This window comes from Pseudomonas sp. Pseusp49 (assembly GCF_059491875.1).
On record NZ_CP168514.1, the window covers coordinates 798,694 to 818,629 of the forward strand.

Below are 19,936 nucleotides of genomic sequence, written 5' to 3' on the forward strand. Positions count from 1 at the left end.
CATCCCTGTGTCAGGAATGCCGGGAGTTTTCTTATCTACTTCACCTGGGTGGTGGCGAAGTTGTTCGTGGTGAGGGGGCTAATGTGATAGCCCTCTACGTTGTTGCGCATTGCGGTAAACATTCTAGTGTGCGCCATGCTGATCCATGGCTGGTCCTGGTTAAAAATAACCTGGGCCTGCTCGTAGAGCGCTGCACGTTCGGCCGGATCGGTTTTTTCCCGGGCCTGATCGATCAGCGCCTGGAACTTGTCATTGCACCAGCGTGCGTAGTTTTCTCCGTTCTTGGCCGCTTCACAACTGAGCATAGGCGTAAGGAAGTTATCCGGGTCGCCGTTATCGCCCGCCCATCCGGCGGAAACCATGTCGTGCTCGCCGTTTTTGGCGCGTTTGAGCATTTCGCCCCATTCCATCACGCGGATGTCGATCTTGATCCCGACCTTGGCCAGGTCGGCTTGCATCATCTGCGCGCCGAGCATCGGGTTCGGGTTGGTGGCACCACCGCCGTTACGGGTGAACAGGGTGAATACCGTGCCTTCCGGTACGCCGGCTTCCTTGAGCAGGGCGCGGGCCTTGTCCAGGTCACGGGGCGGGTTCTTCAGGTCGTGGTTGTAGCCCAGCAGGGTGTCCGGGAACGGGTTGACCGCCGCGGTCGCATTGCCTTTGCCGAACAGCGCGTTGACGGCTGCTTCCTTGTCGAAGGCGATGTCGATGGCTTTACGCACACGCACGTCGCTCAGGTATTTGTGAGTGGTGTTGATGGCGATGTACGCAACGGTCATCGCGTTCAGTTCGTCGACTTTGAGCTTGGTGTCTTTCCTGATGCTCTGGATGTCGTCCGGTTTCGGGTACAGCGCGACCTGGCATTCGTTGGCCTTGAGCTTCTGCAGGCGCACGTTGTTGTCGGTGGCGATGGCGAAGATCAATGAGTCAGCCGGTGCCTTGCCACGGAAGTAGTCCGGGTTGGCCTTGAAACGAACCTGGGCATCCTTGTTGTAGCGCTGGAAGACGAATGGACCGGTGCCGACCGGCTTGTTGTTCAGATCGCCGGTCTTGCCGGCCTTGAGCAATTGGTCGGCGTATTCGGCGGAGTAAATCGAAGAAAACGCCATGGCGATGTCGGCCAGGAACGGCGCTTCGCGGCGAGTCAGGGTGAACTTGACCGTGTTGTCGTCGACTTTCTCGACGCTTTTCAGCAGTTCCTTGAAGCCCATGCTTTCAAAGTACGGGAAGCCTACGCTCGACAGCTTGTGCCATGGGTGGTTCGGGTCCAGCTGACGCTGGAAGCTCCAGACCACGTCGTCGGCATTCATGTCGCGGGTCGGCTTGAAGTATTCGGTGGTGTGGAACTTGACGCCTTTACGCAGGTGGAACGTGTACGTCAGACCGTCCTCGCTGATGTCCCAGGATTCGGCCAGTGCCGGAATCACATCAGTGGTGCCGGGCTTGAAGTCCGCCAGGCGATTGAAGATGGTTTCGGCCACGGCGTCGGCTGTGACTGCAGTCGTGTACTGGACCATGTCGAAGCCTTCGGGGCTGTTTTCGGTGCAAACCACCAAGGGTTTGGCCGAGACGCCGACAGCGACACTGAGCAACGCGGCCGCGATGGCCGCACGTAGGGGAAGCATTTTCATCAAGAACCCTCTGCAATCAGTTAAAGGACAAAAGCCGAACGGCCGATTCGTCATTGAATCAGCCGTCAGGCGCGAGCATTACAGGATGTTGAACGGAACCGTGGTCACGAGACGGAACTCGTTGATGCTGCCGTCAGCCTGGTTTTCGCTGGCACGGTGAGCGGTGTAGGTACCGCGGATCGTGGTGGCCTTGAGCGGGCCACTCTGCACGGCGTAGGTTGCGCCGATGCCGTATTCATAGTGGTGTTCGCCATCCTGGGACTGGATGCCGTCGTAACCCTTGCCAGGCACGCCGCCGTTGCCGGTGTAGTGAGTGCCGTCGATACCCCAGCCGCGCGCCTGGTAAATGTTGAACTTCAGGCCTGGCACGCCGTATTCGGCCATGTTCAGACCGTAGGCAACCTGGAACGATTTTTCGTTCGGGCCGTTGAAGTCCGACAGCAGGGAGTTGGCCAGGTAGATGCCGTTGGTTTCGTGCAGGTAGTCGAAGTACTCGTTGCCGTTCACTTCCTGGTACGAGAGGGTCAGGGTGTGGGCCTGGTGGGTCAGGCCGAACGACAGGGAATAGGTGTCGTTGTCGATAGTGCCGATCAGGGCCTTTCCGGTGTCCTGGGTCTTGTAGTAGTTCAGGCCGGTGGTCAGGCTCAGTACCTGGCTGTCGCCCAGAACGTGGGACGCGCCGAAGTAGTACTGGTTCCAGATGTCTTCCGCCTGGGTCGCCCAGAGGCTGGTGGTCAGGCTGGCAAATGGGGTGTAGGTCAGGCCGCCGGTGTAGACGTGATCGGTCTCGACGATGCCGTTGGCGTATTCGGTGCGAAATTTACGCTGGCTTTCTTCGGTACGCGGTGAGTTGCGGTCGAAGGTGGCCAGGTCGAAGGCCAGGTTGTTCAGCTCTTCGCTGTGGATGGCCACACCTTCGAAACTCGAAGGCAGTGCGCGGTTGCCGATCACGTCGACCATCGGGCTGCTGAAGTTCATGCGGCCGGCGGTCAGGGTGGTGTTGGAGACACGGGCCTTGACGTTGGCCAGGCCCACTTTGCTCCACTGGCCTTGAGCGTCGCCGCCCTCTTTGGTCAGGGTACGGTTGTTGCCCGCGTTTGGACGAGAGCCCGGTGCGCCACCGTTGCCGGAGGCCAGGTCTTTGCGGTCCCGGTCCAGTGCGATGGCGTTGTAGGCCGCCACTTCGGTGCTGAAACCGACAGTCCCTTCGGTGAAGCCCGAGTTGTACTTGACGATAGTGCCCTGGACCCAGTTGATACGACGATCGGTCTCGGCCAGCGTGCCGTGATCGTTGTATTTGAATTTTGCACCACGTTTCAGTTGTTCATTGGCGTACCAGTTACGCGTGGTGCCGGTGATCGACTGGCCTTCGACAAATCCGGTGGCTTCGCTTTGGGCGTTCTTCTCGTTCACGGTAACCGGGGTGAAAGCCTGGCTTTGAGTTTCTGCGTAAGCCGTGGCGGTTACGCTGCTTATGGCCAAGGCCAATAACGCGGTGCTGCTCAGTTTCATGGGTAAAGCTCCTTACTTTCTTTTTTTATACCGGTCTTTTTTTTGTGATCCGGCTATTGGTTTAGAACTCATTCACGGCATCGCAAACGTTTGCTGTCAGCCAAATGGGCAAAAGACGGCAAAGCGTCTGCGTGAGGGCGGAAAATCCGCCCCCCGGCATTTCTGGCTAATCGGTTATTTTTCTATGCTGACACCCGAGAACACGTTGCGACCGAACGGGCTCACCTTGAACCCTTCGATTTTGGCGCTCAGCGGCTGGTTGACCGTTGAGTGGGCGACTGGCGTGATCGGCACCTGCTGCTTGAGGTACTGCTGCGCCTGTTTGTAGAGCAGGGTGCGCTGGTCACGGTCGGTGACGACCTTGGCCTGCTTGATCAGCTTGTCGTAGGCCGGATCGCACCACATCGAATAGTTGTTGCCGCCAATGGCGTCGCAGCTGTAGAGCGTGCCCAGCCAGTTGTCCGGATCCCCATTGTCACCGGTCCAGCCGATCAGGCTGATGTCGTGCTCGCCATTCTTGGTGCGCTTGATGTACTCGCCCCACTCATAGCTGACGATCTTGACCTTGAGGCCGATCTTCGCCCAGTCAGCCTGGAGCATTTCGGCCATCAACTTGGCGTTGGGGTTGTACGGACGCTGGACCGGCATGGCCCAGAGGGTGATTTCAGTGCCTTCCTTGACGCCGGCGGCCTTGAGCAGTTCCCTGGCTTTTTCCGGGTTGTAGGCGGCGTCCTTGATGGTGTCGTCGTAGGACCATTGGGTCGGCGGCATGGCGTTGACCGCCAGTTGCCCCGCACCCTGGTAAACGGCGTTGAGAATGCCCTGTTTGTTCACCGCCATGTCCAGCGCCTGGCGCACTTCGAGCTGGTCGAACGGCTTGTGACGCACGTTGTAGGCGATGTAGCCGAGGTTGAAACCAGGCTTCTCGATCAGTTGCAGGGCCGTGTCGTTCTTCAGTGCGGGCACATCGGCAGGGCGCGGGTGCAGGGTGATCTGGCACTCGCCGGCCTTGAGTTTCTGCACGCGAACCGAAGCGTCGGTGTTGATGGCGAAAATCAGGTTGTCGAGCTTGACCCGGTCAGGAGCCCAGTAGTGCTTGTTGCCGGTGTAACGGATGTTCGAGTCTTTCTGATAGCTCTTGAACACGAACGGCCCGGTGCCGACCGGCTTCTGGTTGATGTCGCTCGGCTTGCCTTCGGCCAATAGCTTGTCGGCGTATTCAGCCGACAGGATGGCGGCGAAGCTCATGGCGATGTTCTGGATGAACGCGGCGTCCACGCTGTTGAGCGTGAAGACCACGGTCAGTGGCCCGGTCTTTTCGACCCTGGCGATGTTCTTGTTCAGGCTCATGCCGTTGAAGTACGGAAACTCTGTCGGATAAGCCTTACGGAATGGTTGTTGCGGATCGAGCATGCGATTGAAGGTGAACAGCACGTCGTCGGCGTTGAAGTCGCGGGTTGGCGTGAAGTATTTGGTGGTATGAAACTTCACTCCTTCGCGCAGGTGAAACGTATATTTGAGGCCGTCCTCGGAGATGTCCCAGCTCGTGGCCAGGCCCGGTACGACGTTGGTCGCGCCTTTTTCAAACTCTGCCAGCCGGTTGTACAGCGGTTCGGCGGCGTCGTTGTCGGTCGCAGTGGTGTACTGCGCCGTGTCGAAACCGGCGGGGCTGCCTTCGGAGCAGAATACCAGGCTGTTGTTGGCGGCCTGGCTGATGGAGGTGGCGGCCAACAGGCCGGTGCCCAGCAATGCGGATAAAACCAAGGTATGGCGCATAACGCTCCCTTTTCTCTCAAAGTGTTGTCAATGAGCGGTCGCCCCGTCCGTAGACGTGGAGGCGTCACTGATTTCAAGCCATGCACGCAGCAGTAACCGATGACCCACGCGTGTACTGGTCGGATCCCGACGGTATGAGCCACGGGTCCGGCAGTAAATGCGTAGAGTCCTAAAGACTCGTAGGAAATGGCGACGCGTCCTCACCCGATGCTGTAGTCAGCTGCGGATTTGGATGTAGGCAAATTCCTGCTTGCTCGGTAGATAAAGCAACGGCGACGTCAGAAACGTCGCCGTTGCAAAACCTTATTTGCTGACGCTGACGCCGTAGAAGGAGTTCAAGCCAAATGGGCTGATCTTGAAGTCCTGCACGTTGGCGCGCATAGGTTGGAACACCGTCGAGTGAGCGATAGGTGTCATTGGGACTGCATCTTTGAGGACGTGTTGCGCCTGCTTGTACAGTTCGGTGCGCTTGGCCTGGTCGGAAGTGCGCTTGGCCTGCTTGACGATGTCGTCGAACTTCTTGTCGCACCACTTGGAGAAGTTGTTGCCTTCCAGCGAGTCGCAGCCGAACAGCACGTTCAGCCAGTTGTCCGGATCACCATTGTCACCGCTCCAGCCAATCAGCATTGCCTGGTTCTCGCCACCTTTGGAACGCTTGATGTACTCGCCCCACTCGTAGCTCTGGATCTTGACCTTGAGGCCGATCTTGGACCAGTCGGACTGCAGCATTTCTGCCATCAGTTTGGCGTTCGGGTTGTATGGACGCTGTACCGGCATCGCCCAGAGCACGATTTCGGTGCCATCTTTCACGCCGGCTTCCTTGAGCAGCTCTTTGGCTTTCTCAGGGTTGTACGGCGCATCCTTGATGGTGGTGTCGTAGGACCACTGGGTCGGTGGCATGGCGTTGACGGCCAGTTGGCCGGCGCCCTGGTACACGGAGTCGATGATCTGTTGCTTGTTGACTGCCATGTCCAGTGCCTGGCGAACCTTCAGCTCGGCCAGCGGGTTGGCATCGGTTTGACCCTTGACCTTGGGCATCACGTTGTAGGCGATGTAACCCAGGTTGAAACCGGCCTGGTCAGGCAGCTTCAGGTCCTTGTCTTCTTTCAGCGCCTTCAGGTCGGCCGGACGAGGGAACAGGGTGACCTGGCACTCGTTCTTCTTCAGCTTCTGGATACGTACCGACGGGTCGGTAGTGATGGCGAAGATCAGGTTGTCGATCTTCACGTCGTCAGGCTTCCAGTAGTCCTTGTTCCCGGTGTAGCGGATGTTGGAGTCTTTCTGGTAGCTCTTGAACACGAACGGGCCAGTGCCGACCGGCTTCTGGTTGATGTCGGCGGCCTTGCCTTCCTTGAGCAGCTGGGCAGCGTACTCGGCGGACTGGATCGAGGCGAAGCTCATGGCCATGTTCTGGATGAACGCGGCATCAACGTCCTTGAGGGTGAACTTGACAGTTTTGTCGTCGACTTTATCGATCTTGGTGATGTTGGTATCCATCCCCATGTCGGTGAAGTACGGGAATTCGGTCGGGTACGCTTTGCGGAACGGGTCATCCTTGTTAATCATGCGATTGAAGGTGAACAGCACGTCGTCGGCGTTGAACTCACGAGTCGGCTTGAAGTACGGGGTCGTGTGGAACTTCACACCTTCACGCAGATGGAAGGTGTAGGTCAGGCCGTCATCGGAGACGTCCCAGCTGGTCGCCAGACCTGGAATGACAGCGGTGCCGCCGCGCTCGAACTGGGTGAGGCGGTTGAACATGGTTTCTGCAGAGGCGTCGAAGTCGGTTCCGGTGGTGTATTGACCTGGATCGAAACCGGCCGGGCTCCCTTCGGAGCAGAACACCAGGTTAGTCGCAGCTTGAGCGAACGGTGCACTAGCCAACAGGCTGGCGCCGACTAAAAACGGAATGACCGCTTGTTTAAGCATGGTGGCCTCATGATTTGTTGTCATTTTTGGAATTAGAGGACGACCTCGTGAGTCGTGCCTGCGGATACTTATGCAGGGGCCATACCCAATGCAAGATCCAGAGTGACTACAAGCCTTAAACGGTGGCACGAACGTACCTTAATGTCGCATTTGTATAATTCCTGACGCATTTGACCGTTTGCGCGGCGTTTTTACGGTGCAAGTGACGCACTTTTACAGTGCGCGCCTGACTCGGGTTGCTCCCGCGTGGGGCGGGGGTGTTACTTATTCATACCCCGGATTGTGGGGTGGGCATGGCGTGAATAAGAGTGGTTATTGTTGCACCGATAGTGGCCAATCGACGGCATTTCTCGGGTGGACCTATCCAGTTATAGCTCATGCCGGAAAACTGCCAAAAAAAACGGCGATCATTTTGATGATCGCCGTTTTTGTCTACGGGCTATCGATTCAAGGCATCAGCACTTCAATCGAGCCATCGGCGGTCATGCCGACCTGGCTGGTGCCGGCCTCGACATCCGGCGTCACCGGGGCGCTGTCCATGGCGGCGGCTTTCATCATCATTGGTGCGCGCAGGTACGGCTGTGGATAACCGTTGCTGTTGAGGTTCAGGTTGACGATTTTGTAGCTCTTGCCGCCAAGGGCATCGGTGGCCAGTTGGGCGCGGGCCTTGAAGGCGCTCACGGCGTCCTTGAGCAAGGCGTCTTCACTGGCCTTGCGGGTCGGAGTGGCGATGGCGAAGTCCATGCCGCCCATTTTCAGGTCAGTGAGCAGCTCGCCAGTCAGCTTCGACAGCGCGGCGAAGTCCGAACTTTCCAGGCGCAATTCGGCGCGCTCGCGCCAGCCGGTGATTTTCTGGCCCTTGGTGTCGTAGATCGGGTAGCTGTTGCGACTGCCCTGGCGCAGGGTGATGTCCTTGACCTGCTTGGCCTGGGCCAGCGCCTTGTTCATGGTGGTGCTGACGTCGGCGGCGAGTTTGGCCGGGTCGCTGTTCTGTTCTTCGGTGTAGAGCGTCACGATCATCAGATCGCGGGCCACTTCCTGACTGACTTCGGCGCGCAGGGAAATCTGGTTGTAATGCAACTCATCGGCGGCCAGGGCCGGGAGGCTGGCGACGGTGCCGAGACTCAGGGCGAGGAGGGCGGCGCTGCGGCGGAATGTGTGCATGAAGGCTCCTTGAAAGGTGCGCAGGGGTATGGTCCGGACCTGCGTGAAACCATCAGACTCTATGGAGCAGCGGCAAGTTTCAAGCTACAAGCTACAAGCTTTTATCTTGTGGCTTGCAGCTTGAAACTTGTAGCTGCTTCTCTGTGTCCTTTTGCCGCACTTTTGCCTGTCAGCCCCCGCGCTTGGTTATACTCCCTGCGATCCGCCTGGAGCGCTCATCAGGAGAGCTCATGCTCGCCCCCGTTCAAATCACTTCCGCCACTCGCCAGAACCTCTGGCGGCTGACATTCATTCGCACATTGGTGCTGGCCGCCCAGGCCGGTTCCGTGGGCCTGGCCTACTGGCTCGAACTGTTGCCCCTGCCCTGGTTTCAACTGGCTGCGACCCTCGCCTGTTCGATGCTGTTGTGCGTGTTCACAGCGATTCGCCTGCGCACCTCGTGGCCGGTGACCGAGCTCGAATACGCCGTGCAACTGGCTTGCGACCTGTTTATCCACAGCGCATTGCTGTATTTCTCCGGTGGCTCGACCAACCCCTTCGTCTCCTATTACCTGGTGCCGCTGACCATTGCCGCCGTGACGTTGCCATGGCGTTATTCGGTGATCCTCTCGGGGATTGCGCTGACGATGTACACACTGTTGCTGGCGCAGTTCTATCCGCTGCAAACCTTCCCCATCGCCAGGGAAAACCTGCAGGTGTACGGGATGTGGTTGAGCTTTGCCCTCGCGGCAGCGGTCATCACGTTCTTCGCCGCACGCATGGCCGAAGAACTGCGTCGTCAGGAAGAGCTGCGCGCCATTCGCCGCGAAGAAGGCCTGCGCGATCAGCAACTGTTGGCCGTCGCCACCCAGGCCGCTGGTGCCGCCCATGAACTGGGCACGCCACTTGCGACCATGAGTGTGTTACTCAAGGAAATGCGTCAGGACCACCCTGACCCGATGTTGCAGGATGACCTGAGCGTGCTGCAGGATCAGGTCAAGCTGTGTAAAGAGACCTTGCAGCATCTGGTGCGCGCCGCGGAGGCCAATCGTCGGTTGGCGGTGGAGATGCAGGACGTCACCGACTGGCTTGATGAAGCCCTCAATCGCTGGCACCTGATGCGCCCGGAAGCCAGCTATCGCTTCCAGCGCCTCGGCCAGGGCCCGGTACCCCGCATGGCGCCGCCGCCGGACTTGACCCAGGCGTTGCTCAATCTGCTGAACAACGCGGCCGACGCCTGCCCCGAAGGGCTGCAGGTGACGCTGGACTGGGATTGGGAAAACCTCACCATCAGCATCCGTGACCATGGCGCCGGGGTGCCGCTGGCCATCGCCGAGCAAATCGGCAAGCCGTTTTTTACCACCAAGGGCAAAGGTTTCGGCCTGGGCCTGTTTTTGAGCAAGGCCAGCGTGACACGCGCCGGCGGCTCAGTGAAACTCTACAGTCATGAGGAAGGCGGCACGCTCACCGAGCTGCGCCTTCCCCGTGTCGCCCGAGGAGACGAACATGAGTGAAGAGATCCAAGTCGAAGGCGAAGAACTGCCGCATTTGTTGCTGGTCGATGACGACGCCACATTCACCCGCGTCATGGCCCGCGCCATGGCCCGCCGCGGTTTTCGCGTCAGCACCGCCGGTTCCGCCGAAGAAGGCCTGGAACTGGCCAAGGCCGATCTGCCGGATTACGCCGCCCTGGACCTGAAAATGGACGGCGATTCGGGCCTGGTGCTGTTGCCCAAGTTGCTGGAAATGGACCCGGAAATGCGCGTGGTGATCCTCACCGGTTATTCGAGCATTGCCACCGCCGTCGAGGCGATCAAGCGCGGTGCCTGCAACTACCTGTGCAAACCGGCTGACGCCGACGACGTGTTGGCGGCGCTGCTGTCCGAACACGCCGACCTCGACAGCCTTGTGCCGGAAAACCCGATGTCCGTGGACCGCCTGCAGTGGGAGCACATCCAGCGCGTGCTGACCGAGCACGAAGGCAACATCTCCGCCACTGCCCGCGCCCTGGGCATGCACCGCCGCACCCTGCAGCGCAAACTGCAGAAGCGTCCCGTTCGCCGCTGAACCTGCGCTGAACGAATGCGGGCCGTTTCTCGCGACAAACCGGACCGATCATCTATGATCGGTTCGTGCGTGTTCTTTTCTTTATCGAGCCTTATCCATGAATCAGAACGCTGAGTATTCCGCGGTCAACGACGCCGTGCGCGGGCATTTTTTTCGCAAAGTGTGGGCAATGATCACGCCTTACTGGCGCAGTGAAGAGAAGGTCAAGGCCTGGACGCTGCTGATCGCAGTGATTGCGCTGTCGCTGATCAGCGTGGGGATCTCGGTGTGGTTCAACACCTGGTACAAGGACTTCTACAACGCCCTGCAAAAGAAGGACGAGGCAGCATTCTGGCAACTGATCCTGTATTTCTGTGCGATTGCGGCGGTGGCGATCGTCGGCGCGGTGTATCGGCTCTACCTGACGCAGATGCTGACGATCCGCTGGCGGGCGTGGCTCACCGAAAAGCATTTCAGCCGTTGGCTGGCGGACAAAAACTACTACCAGCTGGAGCAGGGCGGTTACACCGATAACCCGGACCAGCGGATTTCCGAAGACCTCAACAACTTCACCTCCAACACCCTTGAACTGGGTATCGGGCTGTTGCGCAATATCGTCAGCCTGGTGTCGTTCTCGATCATTCTGTGGGGCGTGTCGGGCAGTATCGAAGTGTTCGGCATCACCATTCCCGGCTACATGTTCTGGTGCGTGCTGGTTTACGCCGTGGTGGGCAGTTGGCTGACGCATTTGATCGGTCGACGCCTGATCGGTCTGAACAACCAACAACAACGCTTTGAAGCCGACCTGCGTTTCTCCATGGTGCGGATTCGCGAGAATGCCGAAAGCATCGCGTTGTACAACGGCGAACCGAACGAAAATCGTCGCTTGAGCAGTCGCTTCGGGATGGTCTGGCATAACTTCTGGGACATCATGAAGGTGTCCAAGCGCCTGACGTTCTTCACCGCCGGTTACAGCCAGGCAGCCATCATCTTCCCGTTCATCGTGGCCTCGCCGCGTTACCTCTCCGGCAAGATCGAGCTGGGCGAACTGATGCAGATCAGCTCGGCGTTCGGCAATGTGCAGGAAAGCTTCAGCTGGTTCATCAGCGCCTACCAGAGCCTCGCTTCCTGGCGCGCCACCTGCGATCGTCTGCTGAGCTTCCACCAGGCCATGCGTGACAACGAAGAGCGTGCTCCCGCCATCGACGTGCAGAATTCGGGCTCCGTCCTGAAGGTGCACAACCTCGGCCTCGACCTGGCGGAAGGTCGTCACCTGCTGACCAACGCCGAGATGACCGTGGAGGAGGGCGAGCGTGTGATGCTCAGCGGTCGCTCCGGCAGCGGCAAGTCGACCCTGCTGCGGGCGATGGGACACCTGTGGCCGGCCGGCCACGGCAGTATTCGCCTGCCATCGGCGCGTTACCTGTTCCTGCCGCAAAAGCCGTATCTGCCGATTGGCACCCTGCGTGATGTCCTCAGTTATCCACAGCCCGGTGATACCTATCCGAACGAGCGCTACGTGCAGGTGCTGGAAACCTGTCGTTTGCCGCACCTGATTGCCCGTCTCGACGAAGCCAACCACTGGCAGCGCATGTTGTCTCCGGGTGAGCAGCAGCGCCTGGCCTTTGCCCGTGCGCTGCTTTATGCACCGCAATGGCTGTACATGGACGAAGCGACTTCGGCGATGGACGAAGAAGACGAGGCCACGCTGTACCAGGTGCTGATCGATGAATTGCCGGGGCTGAGCATTGTCAGCGTCGGCCATCGCAGCAGCCTCAAGCGCTTCCATCCGCGGCATGTTCGTATCGAGAATGGCCATCTGGTGGATCAGGCCGTGACCGCATAAACACCCGCCCCTGTAGGAGCTGCCGCAGGCTGCGATCTTTTGATCTTGATTTTAAAGAAGCAAGATCAAAAGATCGCAGCCTGCGGCAGCTCCTACAGGGGTTCAGGGGGATGGGTGATCGTACAACCGCGTTGCGCTATGATGCGCTTTCAGCCGCCGAACTTTTCGAGACCGACGTACACCATGGAAAACCTGATCGACACACCACGCCTCCCACGCAAGCGCCGCAGCCTCGCTCAGGAACTGGTGACGGTGCTGTCCGAGCAGATCCGCGACGGTCATCTCAAGCGTGGCGACAAGTTGCCCACCGAGTCGGCCATCATGGATGCCCATGGTGTCAGCCGCACGGTGGTGCGCGAAGCGATATCCCGTCTGCAGGCGGCCGGCCAGGTGGAAACCCGCCATGGCATCGGCACCTTCGTGCTCGACACACCGAGCCCGAGTGGCTTTCGTATCGACCCGGCGACCGTGGTGACCTTGCGCGATGTGCTGGCGATCCTGGAGCTGCGGATCAGCCTGGAAGTGGAGTCTGCCGGGCTGGCGGCGCAACGTCGCAGTCCGGAACAACTGGCCAACATGCGCGCCGCCCTCGATGCGTTGAATGAAAGCGCCGCCCATGCCAGTGATGCCGTGGCTTCGGATTTCGCCTTCCACCTCGAAATAGCGCTGTCCACCGGCAACCGTTATTTCACCGACATCATGACCCACCTGGGCACCAGCATTATCCCTCGCACACGGTTGAATTCCGCGCGCCTGGCCCATGACGACCAGCAGCACTACATGGGGCGCCTGAGCCGTGAGCACGAGGAAATCTACGACGCCATTGCCCGTCAGGATTCCGATGCGGCCCGGGCCGCCATGCGTTTGCACCTGACCAACAGTCGTGAACGGTTGCGCCATGCCCATGAAGAGGCTGAGGCGCAGCGGGGCTGAGTGTTCTGATCCAAGGCGGTATTGGCTTACGGCCCCTTCGCGAGCAAGCCCGCTCCCACACTTGATCGGTGTCGTTCACAAATTGTGAGTTCGCAGAAATTCAAATGTGGGAGCGGGCTTGCTCGCGAAGAGGCCGTAAGCCATCCCACAAAACCTACAGTCAGCCTCTATCCCTCACCACAATCTTCCGACAACGTATCTCCTGAGCACCTGTTTTTCGAGGTGTGATCATCCCTGTTCCCTTCAGCGTAAGCCCTTTAAAACAAGGGTTTTGCATTTTCGTGTCGAACAATTTCCACCCCCAGCGATGAAATGCAGTTGACGGTTGCATTTTAAGTTGTACGATGACCTACAACTTCAGCGCAGGCTGAACGGTTTTCTCACACAACGTCGCTATCCAGGGTGTTCGAATAATGAATCCACAAGAACTGAAGTCCATCCTCTCTTCCGGTCTGCTGTCTTTCCCGGTCACCGATTTCAATGCTCAGGGCGACTTCAATCGCGCGGGTTATATCAAGCGTCTCGAATGGCTGGCCCCATACGGCGCCTCGGCGCTGTTCGCCGCGGGCGGCACCGGTGAGTTCTTCTCTCTGGCGGCCAGCGAATATTCGGAAATCATCAAGACGGCGGTCGACACGTGCGCCACCAGCGTGCCAATCCTGGCCGGCGTGGGCGGTTCGACCCGCCAGGCCATCGAGTACGCACAGGAAGCCGAGCGTCTGGGTGCCAAGGGCCTGTTGCTGCTGCCGCACTACCTGACTGAAGCCAGCCAGGACGGCGTTGCCGCCCACGTTGAAGCCGTGTGCAAATCGGTCAACATCGGCGTGGTGGTCTACAACCGTAACGTCTGCCGCCTGACCGCGCCGCTGCTGGAACGCCTGGCCGAGCGCTGCCCGAACCTGATCGGCTACAAGGATGGCCTGGGGGATATCGAGTTGATGGTGTCGATCCGTCGTCGCCTCGGTGATCGCTTCAGCTACCTGGGTGGTCTGCCGACCGCCGAAGTCTACGCCGCGGCCTACAAGGCGCTGGGCGTGCCGGTCTACTCCTCGGCGGTGTTCAACTTCATCCCGAAAACCGCGATGGACTTCTACCACGCGATCGCTCGCGAAGATCACGCCACCGTCGGCAAGATCATCGACGACTTCTTCCTGCCGTACCTGGACATCCGTAACCGCAAGGCCGGTTATGCCGTGAGCATCGTCAAGGCCGGGGCAAAAATTGCCGGCTACGACGCGGGTCCTGTTCGTGCACCGCTGACCGATCTGACCGGCGAAGAGTATGAAATGCTCGCCGCGCTGATCGACAAGCAGGGTGCGCAGTAACACATCCGATTAAGTAAGGCCGCTGAGCAATCAGCGGCTTTTTGCGTGAGGAGATCTTAAAGTGGCAGATGCAAAGCGTTTCGATAACTACATCAACGGCGAGTGGGTTTCCGGCGGCGATTACTCGACCAACATCAACCCGTCCGAACTGACCGATGCCATCGGCGATTACGCCAAGGCTGACCTGGCCCAGGTCAACGCAGCCATCGACGCCGCCCGTGCCGCGTTCCCGGCGTGGTCCACTTCCGGCATCCAGGCGCGCCACGATTCCCTGGATAAAGTCGGTACTGAAATCCTCGCCCGTCGCGAAGAACTCGGCACCCTGCTGGCCCGGGAAGAGGGCAAGACCCTGCCCGAAGCCATCGGCGAAGTGACCCGCGCCGGCAACATCTTCAAGTTCTTCGCCGGTGAATGCCTGCGTCTGTCCGGCGACTACCTGCCGTCCGTACGTCCGGGCGTCAACGTTGAAGTCACTCGCGAAGCCTTGGGCGTGGTCGGTCTGATCACCCCGTGGAACTTCCCGATCGCGATCCCGTCGTGGAAAATCGCCCCGGCCCTGGCCTATGGCAACTGCGTGGTGCTCAAACCGGCGGATCTGGTGCCGGGTTGCGCCTGGGCCCTGGCGGAAATCATCTCCCGCGCCGGTTTCCCGGCCGGCGTGTTCAACCTGGTGATGGGCAGCGGTCGCGTAGTCGGCGAAGCGCTGGTCAACAGCCCGAAAGTCGATGGCATCAGCTTCACCGGTTCGGTGGGCGTGGGTCGTCAGATCGCTGTGAACTGCGTGTCGCGTCAGGCCAAGGTCCAGCTGGAAATGGGCGGCAAGAACCCGCAGATCATTCTCGACGATGCCGACCTCAAACAAGCGGTCGAGCTCTCGGTACAGAGCGCGTTCTACTCCACCGGCCAGCGTTGCACCGCATCCAGCCGCTTCATCGTCACCGCTGGCATCCACGACAAGTTCGTCGAAGCCATGGCCGAGCGCATGAAGTCGATCAAGGTCGGCCATGCATTGAAGGCTGGCACCGACATCGGTCCGGTGGTCTCGCAAGCGCAGCTTGAACAGGACATGAAGTACATCGACATCGGCCAGTCCGAAGGTGCACGTCTGGTCAGCGGTGGTGGTCTGGTGACCTGCGAGACCGAGGGCTACTTCCTCGCGCCGACCCTGTTTGCCGACAGCGAAGCATCGATGCGCATCAGCCGCGAAGAGATCTTCGGCCCGGTGGCCAACATCGTCCGCGTCGCCGATTACGAAGCCGCGCTGGCCATGTCCAACGACACCGAGTTCGGGCTGTCGGCGGGTATCGCCACCACCTCGCTGAAATATGCCAACCACTTCAAGCGCCACTCCCAGGCCGGGATGGTGATGGTCAACCTGCCGACCGCCGGTGTGGATTACCACGTTCCGTTCGGTGGGCGTAAAGGTTCATCCTATGGATCACGTGAGCAAGGTCGCTATGCGCAAGAGTTCTACACGGTCGTGAAAACCAGCTACATCGGTTCTTAAACGCAATACCCCTGTAGGAGCTGCCGCAGGCTGCGATCTTTTGATCTTGATTTTCGGCGGTCTCCAAGACGCTAAAGATCAAAAGATCGCAGCCTGCGGCAGCTCCTACAGGACACAAGCTTCACCCGCGCATAAAAATAATCAGTGGGAGTACATCAACATGCAATCGACCAAGCCGACTCACGTCCGCTATTTGATCCTGCTCATGCTGTTTCTGGTGACCACGATCAACTACGCCGACCGCGCGACCATCGCCATCGCCGGCTCGAGCCTGCAAAAAGACCTCGGCATCGACGCGGTCACCCTCGGTTATATCTTCTCCGCATTCGGTTGGGCCTACGTGGCCGGGCAAATCCCCGGTGGCTGGTTGCTGGACCGCTTCGGTTCGAAAAAAATCTATGCCTTGAGCATCTTCACCTGGTCGCTGTTCACCGTCCTTCAGGGGTATGTCGGCGAGTTCGGCATGTCCACGGCGGTGGTTGCGCTGTTCATGCTGCGCTTTCTGGTCGGCCTGGCCGAAGCGCCATCCTTCCCCGGCAACGCGCGCATCGTCGCGGCCTGGTTTCCGACCGCTGAACGCGGCACCGCTTCGGCGATCTTCAACTCGGCGCAATACTTTGCCACCGTGTTGTTCGCACCGCTGATGGGCTGGATCGTCTACAGCTTCGGCTGGCAGCATGTGTTCATCGTCATGGGCGTGATCGGCATCATCTTCTCCGGGATCTGGCTGAAGGTTATCCACAGCCCGCGCCAACACCCGATGATCAACGATGCCGAGTTCAAGCACATCGCCGACAACGGCGGCATGGTCGACATGGACCAGGACAAGGGCAAAGGCAAGAAGACCGACGGCCCGAAATGGGACTACATCCGTCAGTTGCTGACCAATCGCATGATGCTCGGCGTGTACCTGGGCCAGTACTGCATCAATGGCATCACTTACTTCTTCCTGACCTGGTTCCCGGTGTACCTGGTGCAAGAGCGTGGCATGACCATCCTCAAGGCCGGTTTCATCGCGTCCTTGCCAGCGATCTGCGGCTTCATCGGTGGCGTGCTCGGCGGGGTGATTTCCGATTACCTGTTGCGCAAAGGCCATTCCCTGACCTTCGCCCGCAAGGCGCCGATCATTGCGGGCCTGCTGGTTTCCAGCAGCATCGTGGCGTGCAACTACGTCGACATAGAATGGATGGTCGTCGGCTTCATGGCCCTGGCGTTTTTCGGCAAAGGCGTTGGCGCACTGGGCTGGGCCGTGGTGTCCGATACTTCGCCCAAGCAGATCGCCGGTCTGAGCGGCGGCCTGTTCAACACCTTCGGTAACCTGGCTTCGATCACCACCCCGATCGTCATCGGCTACATCATCAGCTCCACCGGTTCGTTCAAGTGGGCGCTGGTGTTCGTCGGTTGCAACGCGCTGGTCGCGGTGTTCAGCTACCTGGTGATCGTGGGTCCGATCAAGCGTGTGGTGCTCAAAGAGCCTCCCGCGAATGGTACTGAAGCCCCTGGCAAATTATCTCAAGCGCATTCCTGAGGAGCGGCGTCATGCAGTTGATTGAACATTCCGACTCGCCGCGCTACATCCGCCTGCACGAGCGGGATAACGTAGTGATCGTGGTCAACGATCAGGGCGTACCGGCCGGTACCGAATTTGCGGACGGCCTAGTCACCGTGGACTTCGTGCCACAGAGCCACAAGGTCACCCTGGAAGACATTCCCGAGGGCGGCCAGGTGATTCGTTACGGCCAGGTCATCGGCTATGCCTTGCAGCCGATTCCCCGCGGCAGCTGGGTCAAGGAAGATCAACTGCGCATGCCGACTGCGCCACCGCTGGACAGCCTGCCGCTGTCCACCGACGTGCCCGCCGCGCAAGCACCGCTGGAAGGCTTCACTTTCGAGGGCTATCGCAACGCTGACGGCACCGTCGGCACGCGCAACATTCTTGGCATCACCACCACCGTGCAATGTGTGACCGGCGTGCTCGATCATGCGGTCAAGCGCATCAAGGCCGAGTTGCTGCCCAAGTACCCGCACGTCGATGACGTGGTGGCGCTGACCCACAGCTACGGCTGTGGCGTGGCGATCACCGCGACCGACGCGTACATCCCGATTCGCACGGTGCGCAACCTGGCACGCAACCCGAACCTGGGCGGCGAAGCGCTGGTGATCAGCCTGGGCTGCGAGAAATTGCAGGCCGGGCAGGTGATGCACGAGAACGACAGTTCGGTGGATTTGAGCGAGCCATGGCTGTACCGCTTGCAGGACTCCAGCCACGGCTTCACCGAGATGATCGAACAGATCATGGCGCTGGCCGAAACCCGTTTGAAGAAACTCGATCAACGTCGCCGGGAAACCGTGCCGGCGTCCGAGCTGATTCTCGGCATGCAGTGTGGCGGCAGTGATGCGTTCTCTGGCATCACCGCCAACCCGGCGCTCGGTTATGCTTCGGACCTGTTGCTGCGGGCCGGTGCGACGGTGATGTTTTCCGAAGTCACCGAAGTACGCGATGCCATCTATCTGCTCACCTCTCGCGCGGAAAACCAGGACGTCGCCCAGGAGCTGGTGCGGGAAATGGACTGGTACGACCGTTACCTGGCCAAGGGCGAAGCGGACCGCAGCGCCAACACCACGCCGGGTAACAAGAAGGGCGGGCTGTCGAACATTGTCGAGAAGTCCCTGGGCTCGATCGTCAAGTCCGGCAGCAGCGCGATCAACGGCGTGCTTGGCCCTGGCGAGCGTTTCAAGCGCAAAGGCCTGATCTTCTGCGCGACCCCGGCCAGCGACTTTGTCTGCGGGACGCTGCAACTGGCGGCGGGGATGAACCTGCATGTGTTCACCACCGGTCGCGGCACGCCTTACGGGCTGGCCATGGCACCGGTGGTGAAGGTGTCGACCCGGACCGAACTGGCTCAGCGCTGGCCGGACCTGATCGACATCGACGCTGGGCGTATTGCCACTGGCCGCGCTTCCATTGAAGAGCTGGGCTGGGAGCTGTTCCACTACTACCTGGATGTGGCGAGCGGCAAGAAGCAGACGTGGGCCGAGCAGCACAAGTTGCATAACGACATCACCCTGTTCAACCCCGCGCCGATCACCTGAGACCGCGTTGCCTGGAAAAGATCGCAGCCTGCGGCAGCTCCTACAGAACACGCGTTCCCATGTAGGAGCTGCCGCAGGCTGCGATCTTTTGATCTTAATGTGCCCGGTGTGGCTTATCATTAGCCCCCTAACGACGCCCACCCCAAGGTCCTCTCCGGCATGCTGGCAATTTTCCTCGAAACCCTGAACATCACCGCGCCGGTATTCGCCATGCTGTTTCTGGGTGTGCTGCTCAAGCGCATCGACTGGATCAACGACAACTTCATCCACACGGCGTCGGCCCTGGTGTTCAATGTCACCATGCCGGCGCTGCTGTTTCTGGGCATCCTGCATGCCGACCTGCACGCGGCGTTGCAGCCGGCGCTGCTGATCTATTTCTCCCTCGCGACCCTGGTGGGCTTTGCCATCGCCTGGGGTTGGGCGATCTGGAAGTGTCCGCGGGAAGATCGGGGGATCTACACCCAAGGCGCCTTTCGCGGTAACAACGGGGTGATCGGCCTGGCGCTGGCGGCCAGCATGTACGGCGACTACGGGATTTCCCTCGGGGCGATCCTCGCGGCGCTGGTGATCCTGTTCTACAACACGCTGTCGACCATTGTCCTGGCGGTGTACAGCCCGGTGATCAAGTCCGATCCGTGGAGCATCTGCAAAAGCGTGTTCAGCAATCCGTTGATCATCAGCGTGATGGCGGCGGCGCCCTTCGCCTATTTCAAGATCGGCTTGCCAGGATGGCTGGAGACCTCCGGCCAGTATCTGGCACAAACCACCTTGCCACTGGCGCTGATCTGCATCGGTGGCACCTTGTCCATGGCGGCGCTGCGTAAAAGCGGCAACATGGCGCTGAGTTCAAGCCTGGTGAAGATGATCGGCTTGCCGGTACTGGCGACGCTGGGTGCGTGGTTGTGGGGTTTTCGCGGCGCGGAATTGGGGATTCTGTTTCTGTACTTCGGCAGCCCGACCGCCGCTGCCAGTTTTGTGATGGCGCGAGCGGCCGAGGGCAATCATGAACTGGCGGCGGCGATTATCGTGATCACCACGCTGATGGCGGCGGTCACCACCAATGTGGGGATCTTCTTTTTGCAGTGGGGTGGGTGGATTTAGCGGTAAAGGTCAAAAGATCGCAGCCTGCGGCAGCTCCTACGGGAGCGCGCCCTCCAATGTAGGAGCTGCCGCAGGCTGCGATCTTTTAAAGCAG

The 19,936-nt window shown here is 59.7% G+C and carries 14 protein-coding genes; 9 read left to right on the forward strand and 5 right to left on the reverse strand.

What is annotated here, in order from left to right:
- Positions 1-35: 35 nt before the first annotated feature.
- From ACEN83_RS03415 to ACEN83_RS03435, 5 genes are all read right to left on the reverse strand, one after another.
- Positions 36-1,631: an ABC transporter substrate-binding protein gene (locus ACEN83_RS03415; RefSeq protein ID WP_007973048.1), complete on the reverse strand. Its 1,596-nt coding sequence runs from the start codon at positions 1,629-1,631 to the stop codon at positions 36-38.
- 78 nt (positions 1,632-1,709) lie between these two features.
- Complete coding sequence (locus ACEN83_RS03420) at positions 1,710-3,143, reverse strand: OprD family porin (RefSeq protein WP_116580950.1); 1,434 nt, start codon at positions 3,141-3,143, stop codon at positions 1,710-1,712.
- 174 nt (positions 3,144-3,317) lie between these two features.
- Positions 3,318-4,919, reverse strand: coding sequence for an ABC transporter substrate-binding protein (locus tag ACEN83_RS03425; protein ID WP_495579512.1), 1,602 nt, complete (start codon positions 4,917-4,919; stop codon positions 3,318-3,320).
- A 303-nt stretch (positions 4,920-5,222) separates the two neighbouring features.
- Entirely contained in the window at positions 5,223-6,848 is a 1,626-nt protein-coding gene (locus ACEN83_RS03430; RefSeq protein ID WP_007973045.1) for an ABC transporter substrate-binding protein, read from the reverse strand.
- Positions 6,849-7,295: 447 nt separating this feature from the next.
- On the reverse strand, positions 7,296-8,012 hold the full coding sequence (locus ACEN83_RS03435) for an SIMPL domain-containing protein (protein WP_495579513.1): 717 nt from the start codon (positions 8,010-8,012) through the stop codon (positions 7,296-7,298).
- A 230-nt stretch (positions 8,013-8,242) separates the two neighbouring features.
- Between ACEN83_RS03435 and ACEN83_RS03440 the strand changes: the two genes are divergently transcribed.
- From ACEN83_RS03440 to ACEN83_RS03480, 9 genes are all read left to right on the forward strand, one after another.
- On the forward strand, positions 8,243-9,505 hold the full coding sequence (locus tag ACEN83_RS03440; protein WP_102698840.1) for an ATP-binding protein: 1,263 nt from the start codon (positions 8,243-8,245) through the stop codon (positions 9,503-9,505).
- Positions 9,498-10,058, forward strand: coding sequence for a response regulator transcription factor (locus ACEN83_RS03445; protein WP_007973041.1), 561 nt, complete (start codon positions 9,498-9,500; stop codon positions 10,056-10,058). The genes ACEN83_RS03440 and ACEN83_RS03445 overlap by 8 nt, the downstream gene beginning before the upstream one ends.
- Before the next feature lie 97 nt (positions 10,059-10,155).
- On the forward strand, positions 10,156-11,883 hold the full coding sequence (locus ACEN83_RS03450; protein WP_495579514.1) for an ABC transporter ATP-binding protein/permease: 1,728 nt from the start codon (positions 10,156-10,158) through the stop codon (positions 11,881-11,883).
- A 183-nt stretch (positions 11,884-12,066) separates the two neighbouring features.
- Positions 12,067-12,816 (forward strand): FadR/GntR family transcriptional regulator, encoded by a 750-nt coding sequence (locus tag ACEN83_RS03455; protein ID WP_492585643.1) that lies wholly within the window; start codon positions 12,067-12,069, stop codon positions 12,814-12,816.
- 413 nt (positions 12,817-13,229) lie between these two features.
- Positions 13,230-14,141 (forward strand): 5-dehydro-4-deoxyglucarate dehydratase, encoded by a 912-nt coding sequence (gene kdgD, locus ACEN83_RS03460; RefSeq protein WP_007976489.1) that lies wholly within the window; start codon positions 13,230-13,232, stop codon positions 14,139-14,141.
- Between the two features lie 61 nt (positions 14,142-14,202).
- Positions 14,203-15,648 carry an aldehyde dehydrogenase family protein gene (locus tag ACEN83_RS03465; protein WP_495579515.1) on the forward strand — a complete coding sequence of 482 codons (1,446 nt, stop codon included), beginning with the start codon at positions 14,203-14,205 and terminating at the stop codon, positions 15,646-15,648.
- 46 nt (positions 15,649-15,694) lie between these two features.
- Positions 15,695-17,176 (forward strand): MFS transporter, encoded by a 1,482-nt coding sequence (locus ACEN83_RS03470; protein WP_495580842.1) that lies wholly within the window; start codon positions 15,695-15,697, stop codon positions 17,174-17,176.
- A gap of 11 nt (positions 17,177-17,187) precedes the next feature.
- Positions 17,188-18,741: a galactarate dehydratase gene (gene garD, locus ACEN83_RS03475; protein ID WP_429394004.1), complete on the forward strand. Its 1,554-nt coding sequence runs from the start codon at positions 17,188-17,190 to the stop codon at positions 18,739-18,741.
- Between the two features lie 159 nt (positions 18,742-18,900).
- A complete protein-coding gene (locus tag ACEN83_RS03480) occupies positions 18,901-19,842 on the forward strand; it encodes an AEC family transporter (RefSeq protein ID WP_218482343.1) in 942 nt (313 codons plus the stop codon).
- Positions 19,843-19,936: the final 94 nt, after the last annotated feature.

What these genes read in the sequence shown, in the direction of transcription:
- ACEN83_RS03430 (WP_007973045.1), bottom strand. Translation starts at nt 6,848, where the DNA reads ATGCTTAAACAAGCGGTCATTCCGTTTTTAGTCGGCGCCAGCCTGTTG.
- garD (WP_429394004.1), top strand. Translation starts at nt 17,188, where the DNA reads ATGCAGTTGATTGAACATTCCGACTCGCCGCGCTACATCCGCCTGCAC.
- kdgD (WP_007976489.1), top strand. Translation starts at nt 13,230, where the DNA reads ATGAATCCACAAGAACTGAAGTCCATCCTCTCTTCCGGTCTGCTGTCT.
- ACEN83_RS03425 (WP_495579512.1), bottom strand. Translation starts at nt 4,919, where the DNA reads ATGCGCCATACCTTGGTTTTATCCGCATTGCTGGGCACCGGCCTGTTG.
- ACEN83_RS03440 (WP_102698840.1), top strand. Translation starts at nt 8,243, where the DNA reads ATGCTCGCCCCCGTTCAAATCACTTCCGCCACTCGCCAGAACCTCTGG.
- ACEN83_RS03435 (WP_495579513.1), bottom strand. Translation starts at nt 8,012, where the DNA reads ATGCACACATTCCGCCGCAGCGCCGCCCTCCTCGCCCTGAGTCTCGGC.
- ACEN83_RS03445 (WP_007973041.1), top strand. Translation starts at nt 9,498, where the DNA reads ATGAGTGAAGAGATCCAAGTCGAAGGCGAAGAACTGCCGCATTTGTTG.
- ACEN83_RS03415 (WP_007973048.1), bottom strand. Translation starts at nt 1,631, where the DNA reads ATGAAAATGCTTCCCCTACGTGCGGCCATCGCGGCCGCGTTGCTCAGT.
- ACEN83_RS03420 (WP_116580950.1), bottom strand. Translation starts at nt 3,143, where the DNA reads ATGAAACTGAGCAGCACCGCGTTATTGGCCTTGGCCATAAGCAGCGTA.
- ACEN83_RS03480 (WP_218482343.1), top strand. Translation starts at nt 18,901, where the DNA reads ATGCTGGCAATTTTCCTCGAAACCCTGAACATCACCGCGCCGGTATTC.
- ACEN83_RS03450 (WP_495579514.1), top strand. Translation starts at nt 10,156, where the DNA reads ATGAATCAGAACGCTGAGTATTCCGCGGTCAACGACGCCGTGCGCGGG.
- ACEN83_RS03455 (WP_492585643.1), top strand. Translation starts at nt 12,067, where the DNA reads ATGGAAAACCTGATCGACACACCACGCCTCCCACGCAAGCGCCGCAGC.